The sequence below is a fragment of the Lonsdalea populi genome (assembly GCF_015999465.1).
GTDB classification, from domain to species: domain Bacteria; phylum Pseudomonadota; class Gammaproteobacteria; order Enterobacterales; family Enterobacteriaceae; genus Lonsdalea; species Lonsdalea populi.
In genome coordinates this window covers 3,143,904-3,164,998 of sequence record NZ_CP065534.1, presented here as the reverse complement: position 1 = coordinate 3,164,998, position 21,095 = coordinate 3,143,904, and the positions used below count along the sequence as shown (strand labels likewise).

The 21,095-nt window shown below is 59.0% G+C and carries 20 protein-coding genes; 15 read left to right on the top strand and 5 right to left on the bottom strand.

Features of this window, described 5'->3' with window-relative positions:
* The first annotated feature begins 57 nt into the window (after positions 1-57).
* The 3 genes from gcvT to gcvP all read left to right on the top strand — a co-directional run bounded on the left by gcvT (position 58) and on the right by gcvP (position 4,544).
* Positions 58-1,158 carry a glycine cleavage system aminomethyltransferase GcvT gene (gene gcvT, locus I6N93_RS13815; protein WP_085688680.1) on the top strand — a complete coding sequence of 367 codons (1,101 nt, stop codon included), beginning with the start codon at positions 58-60 and terminating at the stop codon, positions 1,156-1,158.
* A 27-nt stretch (positions 1,159-1,185) separates the two neighbouring features.
* The gene (gcvH, locus tag I6N93_RS13810; protein ID WP_085688683.1) at positions 1,186-1,587 is read left to right on the top strand and encodes a glycine cleavage system protein GcvH; all 402 of its coding nucleotides are present in this window, start codon (positions 1,186-1,188) and stop codon (positions 1,585-1,587) included.
* Between the two features lie 83 nt (positions 1,588-1,670).
* Entirely contained in the window at positions 1,671-4,544 is a 2,874-nt protein-coding gene (gene gcvP, locus I6N93_RS13805) for an aminomethyl-transferring glycine dehydrogenase (protein WP_085688686.1), read from the top strand.
* A gap of 96 nt (positions 4,545-4,640) precedes the next feature.
* Here gcvP and I6N93_RS13800 read toward each other — a convergent pair whose 3' ends face one another.
* On the bottom strand, positions 4,641-5,354 hold the full coding sequence (locus I6N93_RS13800) for a GntR family transcriptional regulator (RefSeq protein WP_085688689.1): 714 nt from the start codon (positions 5,352-5,354) through the stop codon (positions 4,641-4,643).
* Positions 5,355-5,447: 93 nt separating this feature from the next.
* Between I6N93_RS13800 and I6N93_RS13795 the strand changes: the two genes are divergently transcribed.
* From I6N93_RS13795 to I6N93_RS13780, 4 genes are read left to right on the top strand one after another with little or no spacing between them, the layout of a single operon-like run.
* A complete protein-coding gene (locus tag I6N93_RS13795) occupies positions 5,448-6,137 on the top strand; it encodes a DUF2848 domain-containing protein (RefSeq protein ID WP_085688691.1) in 690 nt (229 codons plus the stop codon).
* Positions 6,137-7,504: an amidase gene (locus I6N93_RS13790; protein WP_085688694.1), complete on the top strand. Its 1,368-nt coding sequence runs from the start codon at positions 6,137-6,139 to the stop codon at positions 7,502-7,504. Before I6N93_RS13795 ends, I6N93_RS13790 begins: the two co-directional genes overlap by 1 nt.
* Before the next feature lie 14 nt (positions 7,505-7,518).
* Positions 7,519-8,169 (top strand): DUF4286 family protein, encoded by a 651-nt coding sequence (locus tag I6N93_RS13785; protein ID WP_085688697.1) that lies wholly within the window; start codon positions 7,519-7,521, stop codon positions 8,167-8,169.
* The gene (locus tag I6N93_RS13780) at positions 8,169-9,491 is read left to right on the top strand and encodes an MFS transporter (RefSeq protein WP_085688700.1); all 1,323 of its coding nucleotides are present in this window, start codon (positions 8,169-8,171) and stop codon (positions 9,489-9,491) included. Before I6N93_RS13785 ends, I6N93_RS13780 begins: the two co-directional genes overlap by 1 nt.
* A gap of 60 nt (positions 9,492-9,551) precedes the next feature.
* Here I6N93_RS13780 and I6N93_RS13775 read toward each other — a convergent pair whose 3' ends face one another.
* A complete protein-coding gene (locus I6N93_RS13775) occupies positions 9,552-10,154 on the bottom strand; it encodes an HD domain-containing protein (RefSeq protein ID WP_085688770.1) in 603 nt (200 codons plus the stop codon).
* A gap of 232 nt (positions 10,155-10,386) precedes the next feature.
* On the opposite strand from I6N93_RS13775, the gene trhA reads away from it, so the two are divergent.
* A complete protein-coding gene (trhA, locus tag I6N93_RS13770; protein ID WP_085688703.1) occupies positions 10,387-11,034 on the top strand; it encodes a PAQR family membrane homeostasis protein TrhA in 648 nt (215 codons plus the stop codon).
* A 24-nt stretch (positions 11,035-11,058) separates the two neighbouring features.
* Here trhA and ygfZ read toward each other — a convergent pair whose 3' ends face one another.
* Positions 11,059-12,039 (bottom strand): tRNA-modifying protein YgfZ, encoded by a 981-nt coding sequence (ygfZ, locus tag I6N93_RS13765; protein ID WP_085688705.1) that lies wholly within the window; start codon positions 12,037-12,039, stop codon positions 11,059-11,061.
* Positions 12,040-12,270: 231 nt separating this feature from the next.
* Here ygfZ and sdhE point away from each other — a divergent pair, with 231 nt between their 5' ends.
* The 3 genes from sdhE to rlmF all read left to right on the top strand — a co-directional run bounded on the left by sdhE (position 12,271) and on the right by rlmF (position 14,064).
* Positions 12,271-12,537 (top strand): FAD assembly factor SdhE, encoded by a 267-nt coding sequence (sdhE, locus tag I6N93_RS13760; protein ID WP_085688773.1) that lies wholly within the window; start codon positions 12,271-12,273, stop codon positions 12,535-12,537.
* Entirely contained in the window at positions 12,518-12,934 is a 417-nt protein-coding gene (locus I6N93_RS13755; RefSeq protein WP_085688707.1) for a protein YgfX, read from the top strand. The genes sdhE and I6N93_RS13755 overlap by 20 nt, the downstream gene beginning before the upstream one ends.
* Positions 12,935-13,110: 176 nt before the next feature.
* Positions 13,111-14,064, top strand: coding sequence for a 23S rRNA (adenine(1618)-N(6))-methyltransferase RlmF (gene rlmF / locus I6N93_RS13750; protein ID WP_085688709.1), 954 nt, complete (start codon positions 13,111-13,113; stop codon positions 14,062-14,064).
* A 61-nt stretch (positions 14,065-14,125) separates the two neighbouring features.
* Here rlmF and fldB read toward each other — a convergent pair whose 3' ends face one another.
* Positions 14,126-14,659, bottom strand: a complete 534-nt coding sequence (gene fldB / locus I6N93_RS13745; RefSeq protein ID WP_085688712.1) for a flavodoxin FldB — start codon at positions 14,657-14,659, stop codon at positions 14,126-14,128.
* Positions 14,660-14,817: 158 nt separating this feature from the next.
* Entirely contained in the window at positions 14,818-16,146 is a 1,329-nt protein-coding gene (locus I6N93_RS13740) for an MFS transporter (RefSeq protein ID WP_085688776.1), read from the bottom strand.
* 252 nt (positions 16,147-16,398) lie between these two features.
* On the opposite strand from I6N93_RS13740, the gene xerD reads away from it, so the two are divergent.
* From xerD to prfB, 4 genes are all read left to right on the top strand, one after another.
* Positions 16,399-17,298: a site-specific tyrosine recombinase XerD gene (gene xerD / locus I6N93_RS13735; RefSeq protein ID WP_085688715.1), complete on the top strand. Its 900-nt coding sequence runs from the start codon at positions 16,399-16,401 to the stop codon at positions 17,296-17,298.
* Positions 17,299-17,377: 79 nt separating this feature from the next.
* The gene (gene dsbC, locus I6N93_RS13730) at positions 17,378-18,088 is read left to right on the top strand and encodes a bifunctional protein-disulfide isomerase/oxidoreductase DsbC (RefSeq protein WP_085688718.1); all 711 of its coding nucleotides are present in this window, start codon (positions 17,378-17,380) and stop codon (positions 18,086-18,088) included.
* A gap of 7 nt (positions 18,089-18,095) precedes the next feature.
* Positions 18,096-19,829, top strand: a complete 1,734-nt coding sequence (recJ, locus tag I6N93_RS13725; protein WP_085688779.1) for a single-stranded-DNA-specific exonuclease RecJ — start codon at positions 18,096-18,098, stop codon at positions 19,827-19,829.
* Between the two features lie 162 nt (positions 19,830-19,991).
* A protein-coding gene (gene prfB, locus I6N93_RS13720) for a peptide chain release factor 2 (protein ID WP_099017443.1) occupies positions 19,992-21,090 on the top strand; the annotation gives its coding sequence in 2 pieces (ribosomal slippage) (positions 19,992-20,066 and positions 20,068-21,090; 1,098 coding nt in all).
* Positions 21,091-21,095: the final 5 nt, after the last annotated feature.

Below are 21,095 nucleotides of genomic sequence, written 5' to 3'. Positions count from 1 at the left end.
AACGTTTGCGTTGGACGCATCCGCTGCAACCAAACACGGTTAACGTAGAGGGAAAAGATGGCAAAGCAAACCCCGCTGTATGAACAACATTTGGCCGACGGCGCCAAAATGGTGGATTTTCATGGCTGGATGATGCCGCTGCACTACGGCTCCCAGTTGGAGGAACATCACGCGGTGCGTAAGAGAGCCGGCATGTTTGATGTCTCGCACATGACTATCGTCGATTTGCACGGCGCACGCTTACGCGAGTTTTTACGTCACCTGTTGGCGAACGACGTCGCCCGGCTGACGCAGCCTGGTAAAGCGCTCTATACCGCCATGCTGACTCCCTCTGCCGGCGTGATCGACGACTTGATCGTCTACTTTCTGAAGGAAAATTTTTTCCGGATGGTGGTGAATTCGGCCACTCGCGAAAAAGATCTGGCCTGGATAGAGGAGCAGGCCAAACCGTTCATGGTGCAGATTCAGGAGCGCGACGACCTGGCGCTGATCGCGATTCAGGGGCCCTTGGCTCAGGAAAAGGTGCAGCGATTGCTGACGTCGCAGCAGCGCGAGGATACGGCGGGTATGAAGCCGTTTTTCGGCGTGCAGAGCGGCGACTGGTTTATCGCCACCACCGGATATACCGGCGAGTCCGGCTATGAAATCGCGCTGCCGAAAGCGCAGGCGATCGGTCTGTGGCAGCGGCTGCTGGCGGAGGGCGTCCAGCCCGCGGGGCTGGGCGCGCGCGATACGCTGCGTCTCGAATCCGGCATGAATCTGTACGGACAGGATATGGATGAAAGCGTTTCGCCCCTGGCGGCAAACATGGGCTGGACGATTGTCTGGGAACCGGAAGATCGTCAGTTTATCGGTCGTGAAGCGCTGGAGCGCCAGCGTGCCCACGGCACCGATCGGTTGGTCGGGCTGGTGATGACGGAAAAGGGGGTATTGCGCAACGGCCTGCCGGTGCACTTTACCGATGCCAGCGGCGCGGTTCGCGAAGGCGTGATCACCAGCGGATCGTTCTCGCCCACCCTGGGCGTCAGCATCGCGCTGGCTCGCGTCCCGCAAGGTATCGGCGAACAGGCGGTGGTGCGTATACGCCAGCGTGAAATCCCGGTACGCGTGACGAAACCTAATTTTGTCCGTGCCGGAAAAGCCCTGATTGAGATTTAACCGTTTGTCTAAAAGGAGAAGATGGCAATGAGCAATGTCCCTGCGGAATTGAAATATACCTCGTCCCATGAATGGGTCGCGGCGGACGAAGACGGCACCTATCGTGTCGGGATCACCGAGCATGCGCAGGCGCTGCTGGGCGACATGGTGTTTATCGACTTGCCCGAGGTGGGCGGCCAGTTTAACGCCGGGGATGACTGCGCCGTGGCGGAGTCGGTCAAAGCCGCGTCGGATGTCTACACCCCGTTGAGCGGTGAAGTGGTTGAGGTCAACGGCGAGCTGGAAGGCGCGCCGGAACAGGTTAACAGCGATCCTTACGGCAGCGGCTGGCTATTTCGTATTAAGCCGGCCGACGGCGCGGAATTGGACGAGCTGTTGGATGCCGCCGCTTATCAGACGCTGCTGGATGAAGAGGACGACGCGCACTAATCGTCGTATGCGCCCGGCAGGGCGCTCTTTCGGGGCGCCGTCGGCGGCGCTTGTTTGATGTGGTTTGATGTAGGAATGTCGTAATGACCCAGACTCTCAGTCAACTTGAATACCATAGCGCTTTCGTTGAACGCCATATCGGACCCTCCGCCGAACAGCAACGAGAGATGCTGGCGGCGGTCGGCGCAGAATCGCTGGATCGACTGATTCAGCAGATCGTCCCGCCGGATATCCAACTGCCCAGCCCTCCCGCCGTCGGGGAAGCCGTCACGGAACATCAGGCGCTGGCGGAGCTGAAGGCGATCGCCAGCCGTAATCAGATCTACAAAAGCTATATCGGCATGGGTTACTACGGCGTCCGGATGCCGCCGGTGATCCTGCGTAATGTGCTGGAAAATCCGGGGTGGTATACCGCCTACACGCCTTATCAGCCCGAGGTTTCCCAGGGAAGGCTCGAAGCGCTGCTGAATTTCCAACAGGTAACGCAGGACCTGACCGGTCTGCCGGTGGCGTCCGCTTCCCTGCTGGACGAGGCGACTGCGGCGGCGGAAGCGATGGCGATGGCCAAACGCGTCAGCAAACTGAAGCAGGCCAGCCGTTTCTTCGTCGCGGATGACGTGCATCCGCAAACGTTGGATGTGATGCGGACGCGCGCAGCGGCCTTCGGCTTCGACATCGTAACCGGAGATCCGCACGCAGCGCTGAAGGATGACGGCATCTTTGGCGTGCTTGTGCAGCCGTTGGGCACGACCGGCGAACTGCACGACTACCGGACGCTGCTGGGCGACCTGCGCAAACGCAAGGTCATTACCTGCGTCGCAGCGGATCTGCTGGCGTTGGTATTGCTCGATGCCCCCGGCGCTCAGGGAGCGGACATTGTCTTTGGCTCCGCGCAGCGCTTCGGCGTGCCAATGGGATACGGCGGCCCGCATGCGGCGTTTTTCGCCAGTCGGGAAGAGTACAAACGCGCGACGCCGGGCCGCATCATCGGCGTTTCCCGCGACGCCGCGGGCAGCACTGCGCTGCGTATGGCGATGCAGACTCGCGAACAGCACATTCGCCGTGAAAAGGCCAACTCCAACATCTGTACCTCCCAGGTACTGTTAGCGAATTTGGCGGGCATGTATGCGGTGTACCACGGACCGGAGGGGCTGAAACGCATCGCCCGCCGCATCCACCGCCTGACCGATATTCTGGCCGCCGGGCTGCAACAGCGCGGCGTGACGTTATGGCATACCCGCTGGTTCGACACGCTGACCGTCTCGGTCGCCGACAAGGCGACGACGCTAAGTCGGGCGCTCAGTTTCGGCGTCAACCTGCGCCGCGATCTGGACGGCGCGGTCGGGATCTCGCTGGATGAAACCACGACGCGCGACGATGTGCTGGCGTTGTTTTCCATCCTGCTGGGGGACGATCACGGGCTGGATATCGACGCGCTGGATCGTGACGTTAGCGCCCGATCGGATTCATTGCCCGCCGCGCTGCTGCGGACGGACGATATCCTGACGCACCCGGTATTTAATCGCTATCACAGCGAAACTGAGATGATGCGTTATCTGCACCGTCTGGAGAACAAGGATCTGGCGCTTAATCAGGCCATGATCCCGCTGGGATCATGTACCATGAAACTCAACGCGGCGGCGGAAATGCTGCCGATCACCTGGCCCGAGTTCGCTGAGTTGCACCCGTTCTGTCCGCCGGTGCAGGCTCAGGGCTATCGCCAGATGATCTCGATGCTCAGCGAATGGCTGGTGCTGCTGACCGGCTACGACACCGTGTGCATGCAGCCGAACTCCGGCGCGCAGGGTGAATATGCCGGGCTGCTGACCATCCGTCGGTATCATGAAAGCCGCCATGAGCCGCAGCGCCGGATCTGCCTGATCCCGAGCTCCGCGCACGGCACTAACCCGGCTTCCGCGCACATGGCGGGGATGGACGTGGCCGTGGTGGCCTGCGACAAGCAGGGCAACATCGACCTGCATGATTTGCGGGAGAAAGCGGCGCAGGCAGGGGATCTGCTGGCCTGCATCATGGTGACCTATCCATCGACTCACGGCGTCTACGAAGAGACGATCCGCGAAGTGTGCCAGATTGTGCATCAGTATGGCGGTCAGGTGTATCTCGACGGGGCCAATATGAACGCACAGGTGGGTATTACCTCGCCCGGTTTTATCGGCGCGGACGTTTCGCATCTCAACCTGCATAAAACCTTCTGTATCCCTCACGGCGGCGGTGGGCCGGGGATGGGGCCGATAGGCGTGAAAGCGCATCTGGCGCCGTTTGTGCCGGGGCACAAGGTCGTCAAGATCGACGACGTGCTGACCGAGCAGGGCGCCGTCTCCGCCGCGCCGTTCGGCAGCGCCTCGATTCTGCCGATCAGCTGGATGTACATCCGCATGATGGGCGCCGAAGGGCTGAAACAGGCCAGCCAGGTCGCCATTCTCAATGCCAATTACGTGGCGACGCGGCTACAGTCGGCGTTCCCGGTGCTCTACAGCGGCCGCGACGGACGGGTGGCGCATGAATGCATTCTGGACATCCGTCCCCTGAAGGAGGCCTGTGGGATCGGCGAGCTGGATATCGCCAAACGGCTGATCGACTACGGATTCCATGCGCCAACCATGTCGTTCCCGGTTGTGGGCACGTTGATGATTGAACCCACGGAGTCGGAAAGTCAGGTTGAGCTGGACCGCTTTATCAACGCGATGCTGGCGATACGGGAAGAGATTGACCGCGTGGCGCGCGGGGAGTGGCCGCTGGACGATAACCCGCTGGTCAACGCGCCGCACGTTCAGACTGAGCTGGTGGCCGAGTGGACTCACCCTTACGAGCGCGATCTGGCGGTGTTCCCGGCGGGGGCCGCGAACAAGTTCTGGCCGACCGTGAAGCGTCTGGACGACGTGTACGGCGATCGCAACCTGTTTTGCTCCTGCGTTCCCGTCAGCGACTACGTTTGACGGCGTCTCTCTTTCATTAAGGACGGTTTCAACGAGAAGCGCGGGGGGCTTGCTGTGAGGCAAGCCCCCCGCGATGTTTTGAGCGGCTCAGCACGATTAAAAGGTGCGCAGCAATGCGTGGCGGAACGACAGGATGTGCGCTTCCATCGCGGCTTCCGCGGCGGCGGCGTCTTGTCGCATTAGCGCCTCGATGACGGCGCGATGTTCTTCAACCACTTCCTGCATGTGCCTTTCTCGGGACAAGGTGCTGGCCCAAAAACGCTGCGCTCTGGCGTGCAGGACGCTGAGAATATCAGTAAGGGTGCTATTGCCGGCGATCTGCGCCAGCATCTGATGGAATTGGTGGTCCAACGTCATCATTTGTATTAGGTCGCGGGCCTGACAGGCGGCCTCGATCTGGTGATTCAGCTCGCTCAGTTCGCTCAGTTGCGCCCCTGTGGCGCGCTGGCAGGCGAGCCGTATGCACAGGCTCTCATTCGCGAGACGAACGTCGATCAGCTCCAGCGCATCGTTGATCGAAAGGGGAGACACCATCACGCCCTTACGCGGGATCACCTGCAGCAATCCCTCGTTTGCCAGGCGGTGAATGGCCTGGTTGACGGGCGTTCTGCCCATATCAAGCGCATTCATGACCTGCGCCGTATTCACGTATTCGCCAGGTTTGTAGCTCAGCGTGACCAGCAACTGTTTGAATCGCCGATAGGCCAGCTCGTTCTGCGAGAGTCCGGTCTTTTCCGCTATCGGCAAGACCTGACGTTGTTCATCGACGTGCTTCACGTATCGCTCCTGCAAAGAAAAGTCTTTCACCATAGTACACAAAACATGGCACGAAAATCGCTTATTCCTCAACTGAAAATTGTGTGAAATTTCACAGTGCTTTTTTAATGAAGGAGTGGCTACGTCATGAAATTGATCTTCAATGTGCCGGAAAAATCAGCAGAAAAGTTGATTGAGGTCGAGATCGATCGTCTGGTGATCGCGGGCTGGACCGGACGCGATCGCGACGCTGTTATGCACCATATCCGGGAACTGGAGGCGCTGGGCGTGCCTCAACCTAGTGCAATTCCGCTTTTCTATCGCGTGGCGACGAACCAGCTAACGCAGTCCTCCCTTGTGGAAGTGGTCGGCAACGCCAGTTCCGGCGAAGCCGAACCTCTCATCTTTTCTTATCGCGGCGAACTTTATGTTTCGCTGGCGTCGGATCATACCGATCGTCAGTTGGAAGCGCAGAGCGTGGCGTTGTCAAAGCAACTGTGCGCCAAGCCGGTGGCGCGGGAAGCCTGGCCGCTGCGTGAGGTGATCGCACATTGGGATTCGCTGATCCTGCGCTCATGGATAGTCGAAGACGGAGAGTATCGTCTGTATCAGGAAGGCACGTTGGCTAGCCTGCAACCGCCGATGGTGCTGTTGGAACGCTATCTGACGCCCGACGTGCCGAGGCTGGCCGACGGACTCGCCATGAGTTGCGGCACGATGACGGCGATTGGCGGCATTCGCCCGGCGACGGAATTTCGTATGGCGCTGGTCGATGAGCATCTCGGACGCACCATCAGCCACAGCTATTCCAGCGTCTTATTGCCGGTGGTGGCGTGATGAGCGTGCTGACATTACAGCAGGCCGCCGTCGGGCTGGCGAAGGGCGAGTGGACATCGGCTGATTTAACCGAGGCCGCGCTGACGCAGATTGCCGATGTCCAGGGCGAGGGGGCGTATGCCTTTACCCGGATCTACGCCGACGAGGCCCGCCAGCAGGCCCTGGAATCCGATCAGCGGCGCGCGGCAGGCGGCGCGCGGTCAGCGCTGGATGGCGTGCCGATCTCCATTAAAGATCTGTTCGACGTCGCCGGCGAGCCGACGCAGGCCGGTTCACGCGTATTGGCGGCAGCCCCCGCCGCCAATACGCATTCTGGCGTGGTCAGCCGTCTTTTTCACGCCGGCGCGGTCGTGGTGGGTAAGACCAATATGACCGAGTTCGCCTATTCCGGCTTGGGAATCAATCCCCACTACGGTACGCCGGCCAACCCGTGGAACCGGGAAAATCGACGCATTCCAGGTGGCTCCTCTTCCGGTGCTGCGGTCGCGGTCGCGGACGGCATGTGTCTGGGTTCGGTTGGCAGCGATACCGGCGGTTCCGTGCGGATTCCGGCGGCTTTTTGCGGCCTGACAGGCTACAAGCCTACGGCCAGGCGGATGGATGACTCGGGGATGCTGCCGCTGTCGCCATCGCTGGACTCCGTTGGCGTCATCGCCCACGGTACCGCCGATTGCATTGCGCTGGACCGCATCCTCTCCCGGCAGCCTCTGTCGCCGCAGGCTCAGCCTTTGTCGAAGGCCCGGTTCGGGGTGCCGCAGACGCAGGTGCTGGACGGATTGGATGATGCGGTGGGGGCGGCTTTCGAACACAGCCTATGGTGTTTGGCGCGGGCAGGAGCGCGTATTGAAACCGTTCCCTGTACGGCCTTTGCTGAATTGGCTGCTATCAACGCCGCAGGCGGGTTCACCGCGCTGGAATCATGGCGTTGGCATCAGTCGTTGATCGCGCGGCATGCTGTCGAGTATGACCCGCGAGTGCTGTCGCGTATTCGCCGTGGCTCGGCCCTGAACGAGCGTGATAGGGCTTTGCTGGTGCGCCAGCGCGCCGAGTGGCAGCAGCGAGTGACCGTCGAAATCCAAGGTTACGACGCGTTACTGATGCCGACCGTCCCTTTTATCGCGCCAACCATCGCCGAGCTGGAGGCTGATGAGGAGACCTATTTTCGCGTTAACGGCGCGGCATTGCGAAACCCTTCCATCATCAACTTTCTGGACGGCTGCGCGGTCTCCCTGCCGTGCCAACAACCGGGCGATGCGCCGGTCGGCCTGATGGCGGCCGGATTGCCGCTGCAAGACAACGCACTATTGGGATGGGCCTTGTCGATTGAACAATGTTTCAACGGCGGCCTCGCCGCCTCATTTGAATGAACAGGAGAAAACTCATGACTGTGACTCCCAACGGGATGCTGCTTGTCGCCACCGACGTCGCCGCGCAGGACGAGGCGGATTTCAATCAATGGTACGACCGTGAACATGTGGAAGAGCGGGTGCGGATCCCCGGTTTTCTGGCCGGCACGCGCTATCAGGCGTTGCAGGGCGGACGCAAATATCTGGGGCTGTACAAGACGACGTCGCTGGACTGCTTTACTTCTCCGTCCTATCAGGCGGCCTTTTCCCACCAGACCGCGTGGTCGCAAACCAACCTGCTGCGTATGCGCGATCCGCTGCGGCGGGTGTGCGCTATCGTGGCGGTTACCGGATGCGGGACGGGGAGTTATCTGAGCCTGCTTTCCCTCGCCCCGGCAGAGGAGGGCGCGCTCATCGAACGTATCGCTCATTTGGGGGAATCGCTGTCCGAGGTGGCGGGATTCGTCAGCAGCAGCCTGCTGTTGCCGGATGCGGCGTTGAGCACGCCGCTGCCTAATGCGTCCCCAGAACCCTCGGCGCTGGTGCCGTTACTGGTCCTGGAAAGCAGCTCCGCCGCCGCCGGTGAGCGGATGGCGGCGCTGGCGGCACAGGCCTTGAGTGTGTCTTCTCATGATGTCTTGCACTACGCCTTAAGTTGGCAACTTACCGCACAGGAGCTGAAATAATGAATACCGGAACGACCGAAACGGCGGGACAGGCGACGCCGCTCGCCACTGAAACGCCGAATACCGGCAAGCTGGCGGCGGCCAGCTCTATCGGCACGGCGCTGGAATGGTATGACTTTACCGTCTACAACATTATGGCGGCGCTGATTTTTAACCATATATTCTTTCCATCGTTCGATCCGCTGGTGGGGACGATTCTGGCCTTTTCCACCTATGCCGTCGGCTACGTCTCGCGGCCTATCGGCGGAATTATCTTTGGTCATTTGGGCGATGTGCTGGGGAGGCGTTTCGTACTCGTTGCCACGCTGGTGATCATGGGGGTAACGACGGCGTTAATGGGGGTGCTGCCCGGCTACGCCAGTTGGGGAATCTGGAGTCCGCTGCTGCTGGTCACACTGCGTTTTATTCAGGGGATTGCGCTGGGCGGCGAATGGGCCGGAGCGGTGTTGCTGTCGATGGAGCATGGCCGGCCGCATCAGCGGGGGCGCAACGCCTCGTTTGCTCAGGTGGGGCCTTCCTGCGGCACGCTCATCGGCACCGGTCTTATCACGCTGGTGACGCTCTGCATGTCTCCGGAAAGCTTTCAGGAGTGGGGATGGCGTATTCCTTTCCTGCTGAGTCTGGTGCTGGTCATGTTCGGCCTGTGGCTGCGTAGCGGCGTCGGTGAAACGCCCGCCTTTCTCAAGCTGGAGAAAAGCAAACACATCACGCAGGCGCCAATCCGTATCGTCTTTAGTCAGCATCTGCGTTCGTTGTTGGTCGCCGGCGGATCGCGCATTGGTTCCGATGTGTTGTATGCGCTGGTGGTGGTCTTCACTCTGACGTATGTGACGACGGTACTGAATCTGCCGCGGCCGCTAGCGTTAACCGCCACCATGCTGGGGGCGTTCGGCAATGCCATTGCCGTCCCGCTGTTCGGCATACTGTCCGATCGCTTCGGAAGACGGCCGGTTTATATGGGCGGCGCGCTGGCGGCGGTCATCTGGTCATTCGTCTTTTTCGCCTTGTTGGACAGTACGCAGCCGGTGCAGATATGTCTGGCGGTCGTGGTCGGGCTGCTGATCCATGCGGCGATGTATGGGCCACAGGCGGCGTTCATCACCGAACAATTTCCTACGCAGGTGCGCTATGCGGGCTCGTCGTTGGCTTATACGCTGGCGGGGATTGTTGGCGGTGGTTTCGCGCCGTTGATTATCACGTATCTGTTTGCATCTTACGGTACGTCGCTGGCGGTTTCGCTGTATGTGACGCTGGCGCTGTGTCTGACGCTATGGGCCTTGTGGTCGGCGAAAGAAACGGCCCATAAGCCGCTGAAAGACTGAAATGAACGCCGGCCTGTTGCCCGGTCGAGGTGACAGGCAACAGACCGGGAAGCGGAATAACTACTTCAGCCAGCCTTTGCTCTGTGCGACTTCCAGGTGATGACTGAGATAGTTCCACAGTTCAGGATAAACCTCGCTGATGAAGGCATTCCTCGACAGCACCTGTTCCAGACGGATACCGTGCTCCACCCAACTTTGACCGCTGTTGTGAAGATTCATCAACACCGGCATCAGGCGGTCAATCAACAGCGCGAAGCGCGCGTCCGGCGTTTCGCTGGCCTCATATTCCAGCCACAGCTGGTGGAAGCGGCTGCGCTGCGGTTCCGGCAGCAGACCGAACAACCGTGCAGCTGCCGCGACTTCGCGATCGTGTACCTCGGCTCGCCCCTGAAGATCGTAAACCAGGACGTCGCCGGCATCGACCTCGACAATATCGTGGATCAGCGCCATCTGGATGACGCGTTGAATATCGACGTCTTCTCCCGCGTATGGCGCAAGGCTCATCGCCGCCAGAGCGAAGTGCCAGCTATGCTCGGCAGAATCTTCCTGACGGTCAGTGCCAATCACTTTGGAACGGCGTTTCACACTTTTGAGCTTATCAACCTCCATCAAGAATGCGACGACGTCGGTTAGAGGACCGAAGTCCAGTACGGCAAGGGACATCTCAATAATCTCCAGAAAAGAAAGTGCCCAATTGTAAGGCAACGCTGGCGGCATTGAAATGCAGATGCGGAGGAACGATCGGCCCTCTCCTGGGGGCTGGAATTATTTCAGCTTACGCGTGTACACTGAAATAATTCTCCGTTACTCTGGTGGCGGTTACGTCATCCACTTGGGCTTTTACATGATAAAAGTCCTCGCTGAGCGGCGAAAAAGATTTTTCAAGAGGTAGGTCATGAAGAAGCAGGGATTGGATTCGGGTTATTCGCCGGCGGAGGAAATCGCCAACAGCATCAGTCACGGCGTCGGCTTAGTGCTGGGAATTATCGGTCTGGTTTTACTGCTGACGCAGGCGGAAAACAACGGTGCCGATGCCACGGCCATCGCCAGTTATAGCCTCTACGGCGCCACGATCATTTTGCTGTTTCTGGCTTCCACGCTCTACCACGCCATTCCCAATCTGGACGCTAAACGCTGGCTGAAAAAGTTCGATCACTGTGCGATTTATCTGCTGATTGCGGGCACTTACACTCCGTTCCTGCTGGTGGGGCTAAAATCGCCCTTGGCGTATGGACTGATGATTGCCATATGGATTCTGGCGCTACTGGGCGTCATCTTCAAAATGGCGTTTGCGCACCGGTTTGAGATCCTCTCACTGGTGACCTATCTGGTTATGGGCTGGCTATCGCTGATCGTGATTTATGAGCTGGCGATGACGCTCTCCCTCGGCGGTGTGGTGCTGCTGGCGGTCGGCGGGGCGATTTATACGCTGGGAGTGGTTTTTTATTCCAGCAAGTGGATCCCCTTCAACCATTCTATCTGGCATGGATTCGTGCTGGGGGGCTGCTTGTGCCATTTTTTGGCGGTCTATCTTTATGTTTAACCCCCCCCCCGCACGCGTGTCCGCTTACTCCTCCAGCGAGTAGGGCAGCGGCTGAATCGACAGTGCGCTGGCGCTTTCGTCCCTCACGCGCAGCTCGCTGCCAGCGTCCAAATCGTTATTCAACACCGCCTGCACCCACAGCTGGCCGTCGTGCAAACGCGCGGACGCCAGCACGGTTCCGGTACGGCGCCAGTTTTCTCCCAGCTTGAGCTCGAGATCGTCCCCCGCCGCTGGTTCATTGATCGACGTGCCCGCGAGCCAATATAGCGCGCGCTTATTCGCGCCGCGATACTTGGCACGCGCCACCATTTCCTGCCCCGCATAGCACCCTTTTTGAAAACTAATTCCCTGTAAAGCCTGCAAATTTGTTGCCTGCGGAATGAACTGTGCGCTGTTTGCCGTGTCAATCACGGGGTAGCCCGCTTCGATATCGAGCGCCAGCCACTGTTTGCTGTCATTTCGCTGCGTTTTTCCTTCCAGCGTGTTCAGCAATGTCGCTGCGCGTTCGGCTGACAGCACCAGTAGAAAACGCTCGCTCGGATGAGTGAAATGCAGCAGCGTCGCACCCGACTCCTGCACCACGGCGTTATCCGCATCCGGTAGCGCCTCAAACAGCGGCGCAAGTTGTTCCCGGATACCTTGACCGGCGGCACCCAGCAGTACGGTTTCGTCGTCCGCCGCTATCGTGGTTTTGGAGAAGACGGCGTATTTTTTCAGCTCGGTCAACTGCGTGTCGCGCACGCTGCGGCGTTCGATATAGGCCAGCCCCTCGTTGTGATGGAACAGGCGCAGGTCGCTCCACATTTTGCCTTTGGCGTCGCAGTGCGCGCACATCACGTGCTGGTTAGGCTGCAGCGCCGTCACGTCGGTGGTGACCTGTCCCTGAACATAGCCGATCGTGTCGGGGCCGGTCAGGGTGACCAGTCCCCAGTCGTCCAGCGTCATGAGCGTGGCGGAAAGGACGGATGACGGAAATAAAGGGCGTGATGGAATTGTATTAGCCATGGTTACAGTCCTGCGATGAGGGGATTCAGCAATCGCCTAATGGTAAAAGAGCGGCAATGGTTTGCAAGCGTTGATTGGCGAAGGATGTCGAATGCGCGAAGCGCTACGCAGAGTGAATGATGCCGAGGTCGATCCTGCGCTAAAATATGTCAAAGTATTACTATTGGTTTAATATCATCGAACAAAATAGGGTTACACTGAAGCCTCTGATTGAACAAAGCGAGCGATCATATGGATATCAATGATAAATCACGCATTCACTGGGCCTGCCGGCGCGGCATGCGTGAGCTGGATATTTCCATCATGCCGTTTTTCGAGCATGACTACGATACGTTAAACGATAGCGACAAAAATGCTTTTGTCCGCCTGTTGCAGTGCGACGATCCCGATCTGTTCAACTGGTTGATGAACCACGGCGAACCATCAGATCAGGAGCTCAAACGCATGGTTTCCCTTATTCAGACGCGAAATAAACACCGTGGCCCAGTGGCAATGTGATCTCAAAGTTTCCTGGCGCATGCAGCTGTTCTCTCTGCTGGTGCACGGGATTATGGTGCTCTTGATTCTGCTGGCCCCGTGGCCGAGCGGTTATGCGCCGCTATGGCTGGGGCTGGTGTCTCTGGTGATGTTCGGATTCATCCGCAGCCAGCGCAACATCAAATCCCGCCACGGCGCGATCTCGCTGCACGGCGAACGCCGTCTGCGCTGGCAGCAGCGAGAGTGGCGTATCGTCAAACGTCCGTGGATGCTTAAAAGCGGTATTCTGCTGTCGCTGCGCGCAGCGGACGGCGCGGCCCAGGAACAGCGTCTGTGGCTCTCTTCAGACAGCATGGGGCGGGATGAGTGGCGGCACCTGCGGCAGCTTTTGCTGCAAAAGGACAGCTGCGCAGGGTAATGACTTGCTCTGTGACATGACGGCCTGCCGTGTACTATTGAATCTCTCGCCCTTCGCCGACAGGCGAAGAAAACTGGCGCTGTCGATCAGGCCGATGCGTGAGAAAAATGCCCGCAGCGATTTACGCGATTTACCGCAGCGGGTATCTTACGCGTCGTTCAACAAGAGAGAAGCTGATGACCACGCCTGCAGAAAAACGCGCCGCGCAGAAAAATATGCTGCATCCGCGCAACCGCCATCGCGGCCGCTACGATTTTACCGCTCTGAAACTCACGCACCCTGCGCTCATTCCGTTCGTTCATGTAAACGACTACGGCGACGAGTCGGTCGATTTCGCCAATCCGGATGCGGTCAAAATGTTGAATCAGGCGCTGTTGCACGAGTTTTATCAGATTGAACACTGGTTTTTACCGGAGGGGTTTCTCTGCCCGCCGATCCCCGGACGGGCGGACTATGTTCATCATCTTGCCGATCTGCTGGCCGAGGATAATCAGTCTCAGGTGCCGCGCGATGCTTCCGTACTGAATATCGGCTGCGGCGCCAACTGTATTTATCCGCTGATTGGCCACCGGGAGTACGGCTGGCGCTTCACCGGCAGTGAAATCAACCCGCAGGCCATGCAGGCGGCCAACGCGACCATCGCCGCTAATCCCGGCCTGAGCCGCGCCATTCGTCTGCGTCGTCAGAAAGACAGTCAGGCCATCCTCGACGGCATCATTCACAAAAATGAGATTTTCGATGCGACGCTGTGCAACCCGCCGTTCCATGCCTCGGCCAGCGAGTCAAGGCAAGGCTCACGCCGGAAGCTGCATAACCTCGGTCTGGACAAACGTTCGCCGCTCAATTTCGGCGGGCAGGAGGATGAACTGTGGTGTGACGGCGGGGAGAAAGCATTTATCGCACAGATGATCCGCGAAAGCGCGGTCTTTTCACGCCAATGCCTGTGGTTTACGTCGCTGGTCTCGCGCAAGGAGAATCTGCCGGATTTGTATCGCGCGTTGGATGAGACTGGCGTGGAGAGCGTCAAAACGGTCAATATGGCACAGGGGCAGAAGCAGAGCCGCTTTATCGCCTGGAGCTTCTTTACGCCGGCCGCTCGCGCCAAGTGGTGGGCGCAGAAGCGTCGTTAACGGCCTTAAAAGCGCGCCGGGACACGGTCTGTCGGGACAACCGCCGCCCCGGCGGCGCACGCTAAGCCTGTTCAGATCGGCGTAGCGCTTTGATTTCCTGCAGGATCTGCTCACACCACTGCTGGATGCGGTCTTCACTCATGTCGTACTGATTCACCTCGTCCAGTGCCAGTCCGACGAAGTGTTTGCCGTCGGGCGTCAGCGGTTTGGTGCTGATGAAATCGTACTCCTTGGTCGGCCAGTAGCCGATAAACCTCACGCCCAGCGGCTGTAGCTGCTCGTGCAGCATACCCAGCGCATCCAGAAACCACTCGCTGTATCCCAACTGATCGCCCATACCATAAAGTGCGACGATCTTTCCCTGCAGTTTGAGCGTCGGCAGATGCTGCCAGACGGCTTCCCAATCCTCCTGAATTTCGCCGAAGTCCCAGGTGGGAATTCCGAGGATCAGCGCTTCATAGTCTTCCATACGTTGGGGATCGACATCTTTGACGTTGTTCAGTTCGATCATGTCCGCACCCAGGATGTCGCGGATTTTCTCTGCCGCCATTTCGGTGTAGCAGGTGCTGGAGCCGTAAAAAAGTCCTATCTTCATAAGCCGTCAGTGTGTTGGGAAAGTGAATAGTAAGGCGATGGCGCAGCGCGGCACCGCACAGTCAGTGCGTTAGTCTGGCGAAGTATACGACGTCCGTAAAGCACAAATGACGGTGGGAAAAGCATCGGGGCGAAGACAGATGCCTTCGCCCACGGTGTTCAATCGAGGGATTGGTAACGGGTTTCTTTGACCAGCAGCAGCGCAATTAGCGTCAACGTCGCCATAGCCGCCAGATAGACGCCGACGTAGAACAGCCCATAGTTGCTGGTCAGCCAGGCGGCGATATAGGGGGCGACCGAGGCGCCCAGAATCGAGGACACGTTATAGGAGAAGGAGGCGCCGGTGTAACGGACTTCCGTCGGGAAGAGTTCCGGCAGCAGCGCGCCCATTGGACCGAACGTAAAGCCCATCATGCTCAGCCCCAGGACCAGGAACGCCATTACCAGCCACTGTTCGCCGGATCCCAGCAGGTAGGGGAACACGAAGGCGAACACCAGCATGCTGCAGGTCACGACGATCATGGTGCGGCGGCGGCCGTAGATATCGGCCAGATAGCCGGCGACCGGGGTCATCAGACCGAAGCCGATGACCGCGATCATCAGCATCCACAGGAAGTTGTTGCGCGGAATACCCAGCCCGGCCGGAACCGGCGCGGTGCCGTAGGTCATGGAGTAGACGGTCATGATGTAAAACAGCGTGTAGGTCGCCAGCATGATGAACGTGCCGAGGATCGTCGCTTTCAGATGTTTGCTCAGCAGTGTCCCCATCGGTATCCGTACTTTTTTACCCGCCTGTTCGGCTTTGGCAAAGACCGGGGATTCGTGCAGCGAAACGCGGACATACAGCCCGATCAGCACCAAAACCGCAGAGAAAATGAACGGGACGCGCCAGCCCCACTGCATAAACTGTTCATCCGTCAGCAGCCAGGACAACAGCAGGAAGGTACCGTTGGCAAAGAAGAAGCCGATCGGTGCGCCCAACTGGGGGAACGAGCCGTACAGGGCGCGTTTGTGCGCCGGCGCGTTCTCCGTCGCGAGCAGCGCCGCGCCGCCCCATTCGCCGCCCAGACCGAGACCCTGGCCAAAGCGGGCCAGCGCCAGCAGCATCGGTGCCAGAATGCCGATCGTTTCGTAGCTTGGCAGCAGGCCGATCGCGACGGTGGAAATCCCCATCGTCAGCAGCGAAGCCACCAGCGTGACTTTTCGTCCTACTCGGTCACCGAAATGCCCAAACAGGGCAGAACCAATGGGGCGTGCGATAAAGGCAATCGCGAACGTCGCCAGTGACTGGAGTGTTGCCGCCGTGTTATCACCCTGAGGGAAAAAGATGTGCGGAAAAATCAGCACCGCGGCGGTAGCATAGATATAGAAATCAAAGAATTCGATGGCAGTGCCGACCAGAGAAGCAACCACAACCTTATTACGGGAGTTTATGGGGGCGTCTGGTACTTGATTATCATCAACGGTGGGTGCGACGGAGGATTGCATAGTTTTTTTCTGTTTTTTAACAACACGGATGCGTATTTTATGCATACAAAATGCTTATTTTCAAACCGTCAGGCCGCGTCTGGCGCGGGCTGCGTTAGGAAGTGTCCCGCTTTTCGCCCGATTAATAAGATATAATCTCTTAAGCCGCATTTTTTTCCGCAGGATATGATAAAAATAAAAGCAATTTCCGAATTGTACCCCGTTCATGTGCTGTCAGGCATAATGGTCCCGCATGAAACAGAGGAGCCCGCTATGCAGACACCGGATCAGGCCGTGATCGAACAGTTTCTTGACGCGCTGTGGCTGGAGAGAAATCTGGCGGAAAACACGCTGGCTTCCTATCGACAGGATCTGTGCGCCTTGGCGGACTGGCTGGCGCACCACGATAGCAGTCTGTTGCAGGCGGAAGCCGCTGACCTGCAGGCTTTTCTGGCCGAACGGCTGGAAGGGGGTTACAAGGCGACCAGCTCCGCGCGTCTGCTGAGCGCTACCCGGCGACTTTTTCAGTATCTTTACCGCGAAAAGCAGCGCCCGGACGATCCCAGCGCGGCGCTCTCTTCTCCCAAACTGCCGCAGCGATTGCCGAAGGATTTAACGGAGGCGCAGGTCGATGCGCTGCTCAATGCCCCCGTTGTCGACACGCCCCTTGAACTGCGCGACAAAGCGATGTTGGAGGTTTTGTATGCCACCGGCCTGCGCGTCTCGGAACTGGTGGGATTAACTATCAGCGACGTCAGCCTGCGTCAGGGAGTGGTTCGCGTGATCGGCAAAGGCAACAAGGAACGCTTGGTGCCGCTGGGAGAAGAAGCGGTGCACTGGATAGAGCAGTATCTGGAATACGGTCGCCCTTGGCTTATCAACGATAAGCCGATCGACGTGATGTTCCCCAGCAGCCGGGGGCAGCAGATGACCCGCCAGACTTTCTGGCACCGCGTTAAACACTATGCGGTCATTGCTGCTATTGACAGCGCCAAACTTTCTCCGCATGTTTTGCGTCATGCTTTTGCTACGCATTTACTGAACCACGGTGCGGATTTGCGTGTAGTACAGATGTTGCTGGGCCACAGCGACCTGTCCACTACGCAGATTTACACGCACGTCGCCACAGCACGCCTGAAGCAGCTGCACCAGCAGCATCATCCCCGGGCGTGATTGACAGATGAATTATGGGGTGGGGCGCGTCAACCAGATCGGCTGACGATGACGCCTTATCCACTAACAGGACCCATTTATGAAAAAGAGTGCATTACTGCTTTCTCTGCTTGTCGTCGCCATGAGCGCCAGCGCGGACGACGCCGCCATCAAACAGTCGCTCACCCGTCTGGGTATACAAAATGCGGAAATCCAGGCTGCGCCCATCCCGGGAATGAAAACCTTGCTCACCGACAACGGCGTGCTGTACATCGCCGATGACGGCAAGCACCTGCTGCAAGGACCGTTGTATGACGTGAGCGGAAAAAATCCGGTCAACGTCACCAACGCTATTCTGATGGGGAGGCTGGAAGCGCTGAAGGATCAGATGATTGTTTACAAGGCGGCGCAGGAAAAGCACGTGATCACGGTGTTTACCGATATCACCTGCGGCTATTGCCGCAAACTGCACGAGCAGATGAACGACTACAATGCGCTGGGCATCACCGTCCGCTATCTGGCGTTCCCGCGTCAGGGAGCAGGCTCTCAGGCGGAAAAGGATATGCAATCCATCTGGTGTGTGGCCGATCGCAAAAAAGCGTTTGATGCCGCGATGAAAGGCGACGACATCTCTCCCGCGACCTGCAAAACCGATATCTCCGCGCACTACCAGCTCGGCGTGATGTTCGGCGTTCAGGGAACGCCCGCCATTGTGCTGGACGATGGCTCGGTGATCCCGGGTTATCAGGATCCGAAAGAGATGGCCGCCATGCTGCAGGCGCACAAAGCCTCTCAGAAGTCGGGTGGTTAAGCGCTCCGTGACTTTCGTAACCCAGCTCCGCCGCCGTCCGGCGGTAGAGAGTCATCATCTTCCCGACACGTTGCCGCCGCTGCTGCGTCGGCTTTACGCCCAACGTGGCGTTCAGGCCGCGCAGGAGCTGGATCGCAGTCTGCGCGGCTTGCTGAACTACCGGCAGCTTTCGGGGATCGACAAGGCGGTGGGCTATCTGCAAGCGGCGCTGGCGGATAAGCGCCGTATTGTGATCGTCGGCGATTTCGACGCGGACGGCGCGACCAGTACGGCCCTGACCGTGCTGGCGCTGCGTCGGATGGGCGGTCAGCATATCGACTTCCTGGTGCCTAACCGTTTTGAAGACGGCTACGGCCTCAGCCCCGAGGTGGTGGCGCAGGCGGCGGCCAAAGGCGCGCAGCTGATCGTCACCGTCGACAACGGGATCTCTTCCCATGCGGGCGTAGACGATGCGCACCGGCGTGGCATCGACGTGCTGGTGACGGACCACCATCTGCCGGGCGAAACCTTGCCCGCGGCGGATGCCATTATCAACCCTAACCTGGCGGACTGCGATTTCCCCTCCAAATCCCTTGCGGGCGTTGGGGTGGCGTTCTACCTGATGATGGCGCTGCGGGCGCGGCTGCGCGACGGCGGCTGGTTTGAACAGCACGGCTTGCCCGAGCCCAATCTGGCAGAGCTGCTGGATCTGGTGGCGCTGGGTACGGTGGCGGACGTGGTGCCGCTGGATGCCAACAACCGGATCCTCGTGGCTCAGGGCCTGAACCGCATCCGCGCGGGGAAATGCCGGCCCGGGATTCGCGCGCTGCTGGAGGTCTCCAACCGCGAGGCGGCGCAGCTTGTCGCCAGCGACCTCGGCTTTGCTCTCGGCCCGCGCTTGAACGCCGCCGGAAGGCTGGATGATATGTCCGTCGGCGTGGCGCTGCTGCTGTGTGAGGACATCGTTCAGGCGCGGATGCTGGCGAGCGATCTCGACGCGCTCAACCAGACCCGGCGCGAGATCGAGCAGGGGATGCAGGTCGAGGCGCTGCAGCTGTGCGAACAGCTCGAACGCAGCAGCGAGACGCTGCCCTGCGGTCTGGCGATGTATCACCCGCAGTGGCATCAGGGCGTCGTCGGTATCCTGGCGTCTCGCATCAAGGAGCGTTTCCATCGCCCGGTTATTGCGTTCGCCCCCGCGGGCGACGGCATTCTGAAAGGCTCGGGCCGCTCGGTTGCCGGCCTGCACCTGCGCGACGCGCTGGAGCGGTTGGACACCACCTGTCCCGGCCTGATGCTGAAGTTCGGCGGGCATGCGATGGCCGCCGGGCTGTCGCTGGAAGAAGCGCGTTTTGAGGAGTTTCGCCAGCGCTTCGGCGAGCTGGTCGGCGAGTGGCTGGATGCCTCTCAGCTACAGGGCGTCATCTGGTCCGACGGCGAGCTGGCCGTCCCGGAACTGACGCTGAGTACCGCGCAGCTGCTGCGGGACGCCGGTCCTTGGGGGCAGACGTTCCCCGAGCCGATATTTGATGGTCGCTTCCGCCTGTTGCAACAGCGTCTGGTGGGGGAGCGGCATCTTAAGGTGATGGTGGAGCCGCTGGCCGGCGGCCCTCTGCTGGACGGCATCGCGTTCAACGTGGATACCACGCAGTGGCCGGACAGCAGCGTCCGGCAGGTGGAATTGGCCTACAAGCTGGACGTGAACGAGTATCGCGGCAAGCGTTCGGTGCAGCTGCTTATCGAACATTTGTGGCCGCTGTAGCGTGAGCTTTTGCCTGAATCCGGCGGGCGCGGCGACGCCTTTTCGTCGTGCGCGTCCGCCGGTAAAAACTGAACGGATCGCTATAAACCCCGACGTGGATCCGTTACAATTCGCCGTTTGAATACACGTCGTCCCTTTGACCAACAAAAGATCTTAACCATCATGTTTGAAATTAATCCGGTAAAAAACCGAATTCAGGACCTGTCTGAACGGACAGTGGTTCTGAGGGGGTATCTTTGACTACGATGCCAAGAAAGAACGCCTCGAAGAAGTAAACGCCGAGCTGGAACAGCCGGACGTTTGGAACGAGCCTGAACGCGCTCAGGCGCTGGGTAAAGAACGCTCCTCTCTGGAAGCGATCGTCGATACCATCGACCAAATGACGCAGGGGCTGGAAGATGTCTCCGGCCTGCTGGAACTGGCGGTGGAAGAAGACGACGAAGACACCTTTAACGAAACCTGCGCTGAACTCGACGGACTGGAAAATAAACTCGGCCAGCTCGAATTCCGCCGTATGTTCTCCGGCGAGTACGACAGCGCGGACTGCTATCTCGACATTCAGGCGGGTTCCGGCGGTACGGAAGCGCAGGACTGGGCCAGCATGCTGGTGCGTATGTACCTGCGCTGGGCGGAAGCCAAGGGCTTTAAAACCGAAGTGATTGAAGAGTCCGACGGAGAAGTGGCCGGGATCAAATCCGCCACTATCAAAATCATCGGCCATTACGCCTTCGGCTGGCTGCGGACGGAAACCGGCGTGCATCGTCTGGTGCGCAAAAGCCCGTTCGACTCCGGCGGCCGTCGTCACACCTCCTTTAGCTCGGCTTTCGTCTATCCCGAAGTGGATGACGATATCGATATCGAAATCAATCCGGCCGACCTGCGTATCGACGTTTATCGCGCCTCCGGCGCCGGCGGTCAGCACGTTAACCGAACCGAGTCTGCGGTGCGTATTACCCATATACCAACCAACATCGTTACCCAGTGTCAGAACGACCGTTCGCAGCATAAAAACAAAGATCAGGCGATGAAACAGCTGAAAGCCAAGCTGTACGAGTTTGAGATGCAAAAGAAAAATGCTGAAAAACAGGCGCTGGAAGACAACAAGTCCGACATTGGCTGGGGAAGCCAGATCCGTTCTTATGTGCTGGATGATTCGCGCATCAAAGACCTGCGTACCGGGGTGGAAACACGCAACACCCAGGCGGTGCTCGACGGCGATCTGGACAAATTTATTGAAGCAAGTTTAAAAGCGGGGCTATAAGGAAT

What these genes read in the sequence shown, in the direction of transcription:
- sdhE (WP_085688773.1), top strand. Translation starts at nt 12,271, where the DNA reads ATGGATATCAATGATAAATCACGCATTCACTGGGCCTGCCGGCGCGGC.
- gcvH (WP_085688683.1), top strand. Translation starts at nt 1,186, where the DNA reads ATGAGCAATGTCCCTGCGGAATTGAAATATACCTCGTCCCATGAATGG.
- I6N93_RS13790 (WP_085688694.1), top strand. Translation starts at nt 6,137, where the DNA reads ATGAGCGTGCTGACATTACAGCAGGCCGCCGTCGGGCTGGCGAAGGGC.
- rlmF (WP_085688709.1), top strand. Translation starts at nt 13,111, where the DNA reads ATGACCACGCCTGCAGAAAAACGCGCCGCGCAGAAAAATATGCTGCAT.
- fldB (WP_085688712.1), bottom strand. Translation starts at nt 14,659, where the DNA reads ATGAAGATAGGACTTTTTTACGGCTCCAGCACCTGCTACACCGAAATG.
- I6N93_RS13740 (WP_085688776.1), bottom strand. Translation starts at nt 16,146, where the DNA reads ATGCAATCCTCCGTCGCACCCACCGTTGATGATAATCAAGTACCAGAC.
- gcvT (WP_085688680.1), top strand. Translation starts at nt 58, where the DNA reads ATGGCAAAGCAAACCCCGCTGTATGAACAACATTTGGCCGACGGCGCC.
- I6N93_RS13795 (WP_085688691.1), top strand. Translation starts at nt 5,448, where the DNA reads ATGAAATTGATCTTCAATGTGCCGGAAAAATCAGCAGAAAAGTTGATT.
- dsbC (WP_085688718.1), top strand. Translation starts at nt 17,378, where the DNA reads ATGAAAAAGAGTGCATTACTGCTTTCTCTGCTTGTCGTCGCCATGAGC.
- I6N93_RS13775 (WP_085688770.1), bottom strand. Translation starts at nt 10,154, where the DNA reads ATGTCCCTTGCCGTACTGGACTTCGGTCCTCTAACCGACGTCGTCGCA.
- xerD (WP_085688715.1), top strand. Translation starts at nt 16,399, where the DNA reads ATGCAGACACCGGATCAGGCCGTGATCGAACAGTTTCTTGACGCGCTG.
- gcvP (WP_085688686.1), top strand. Translation starts at nt 1,671, where the DNA reads ATGACCCAGACTCTCAGTCAACTTGAATACCATAGCGCTTTCGTTGAA.
- I6N93_RS13785 (WP_085688697.1), top strand. Translation starts at nt 7,519, where the DNA reads ATGACTGTGACTCCCAACGGGATGCTGCTTGTCGCCACCGACGTCGCC.
- trhA (WP_085688703.1), top strand. Translation starts at nt 10,387, where the DNA reads ATGAAGAAGCAGGGATTGGATTCGGGTTATTCGCCGGCGGAGGAAATC.
- I6N93_RS13780 (WP_085688700.1), top strand. Translation starts at nt 8,169, where the DNA reads ATGAATACCGGAACGACCGAAACGGCGGGACAGGCGACGCCGCTCGCC.
- ygfZ (WP_085688705.1), bottom strand. Translation starts at nt 12,039, where the DNA reads ATGGCTAATACAATTCCATCACGCCCTTTATTTCCGTCATCCGTCCTT.
- I6N93_RS13800 (WP_085688689.1), bottom strand. Translation starts at nt 5,354, where the DNA reads ATGGTGAAAGACTTTTCTTTGCAGGAGCGATACGTGAAGCACGTCGAT.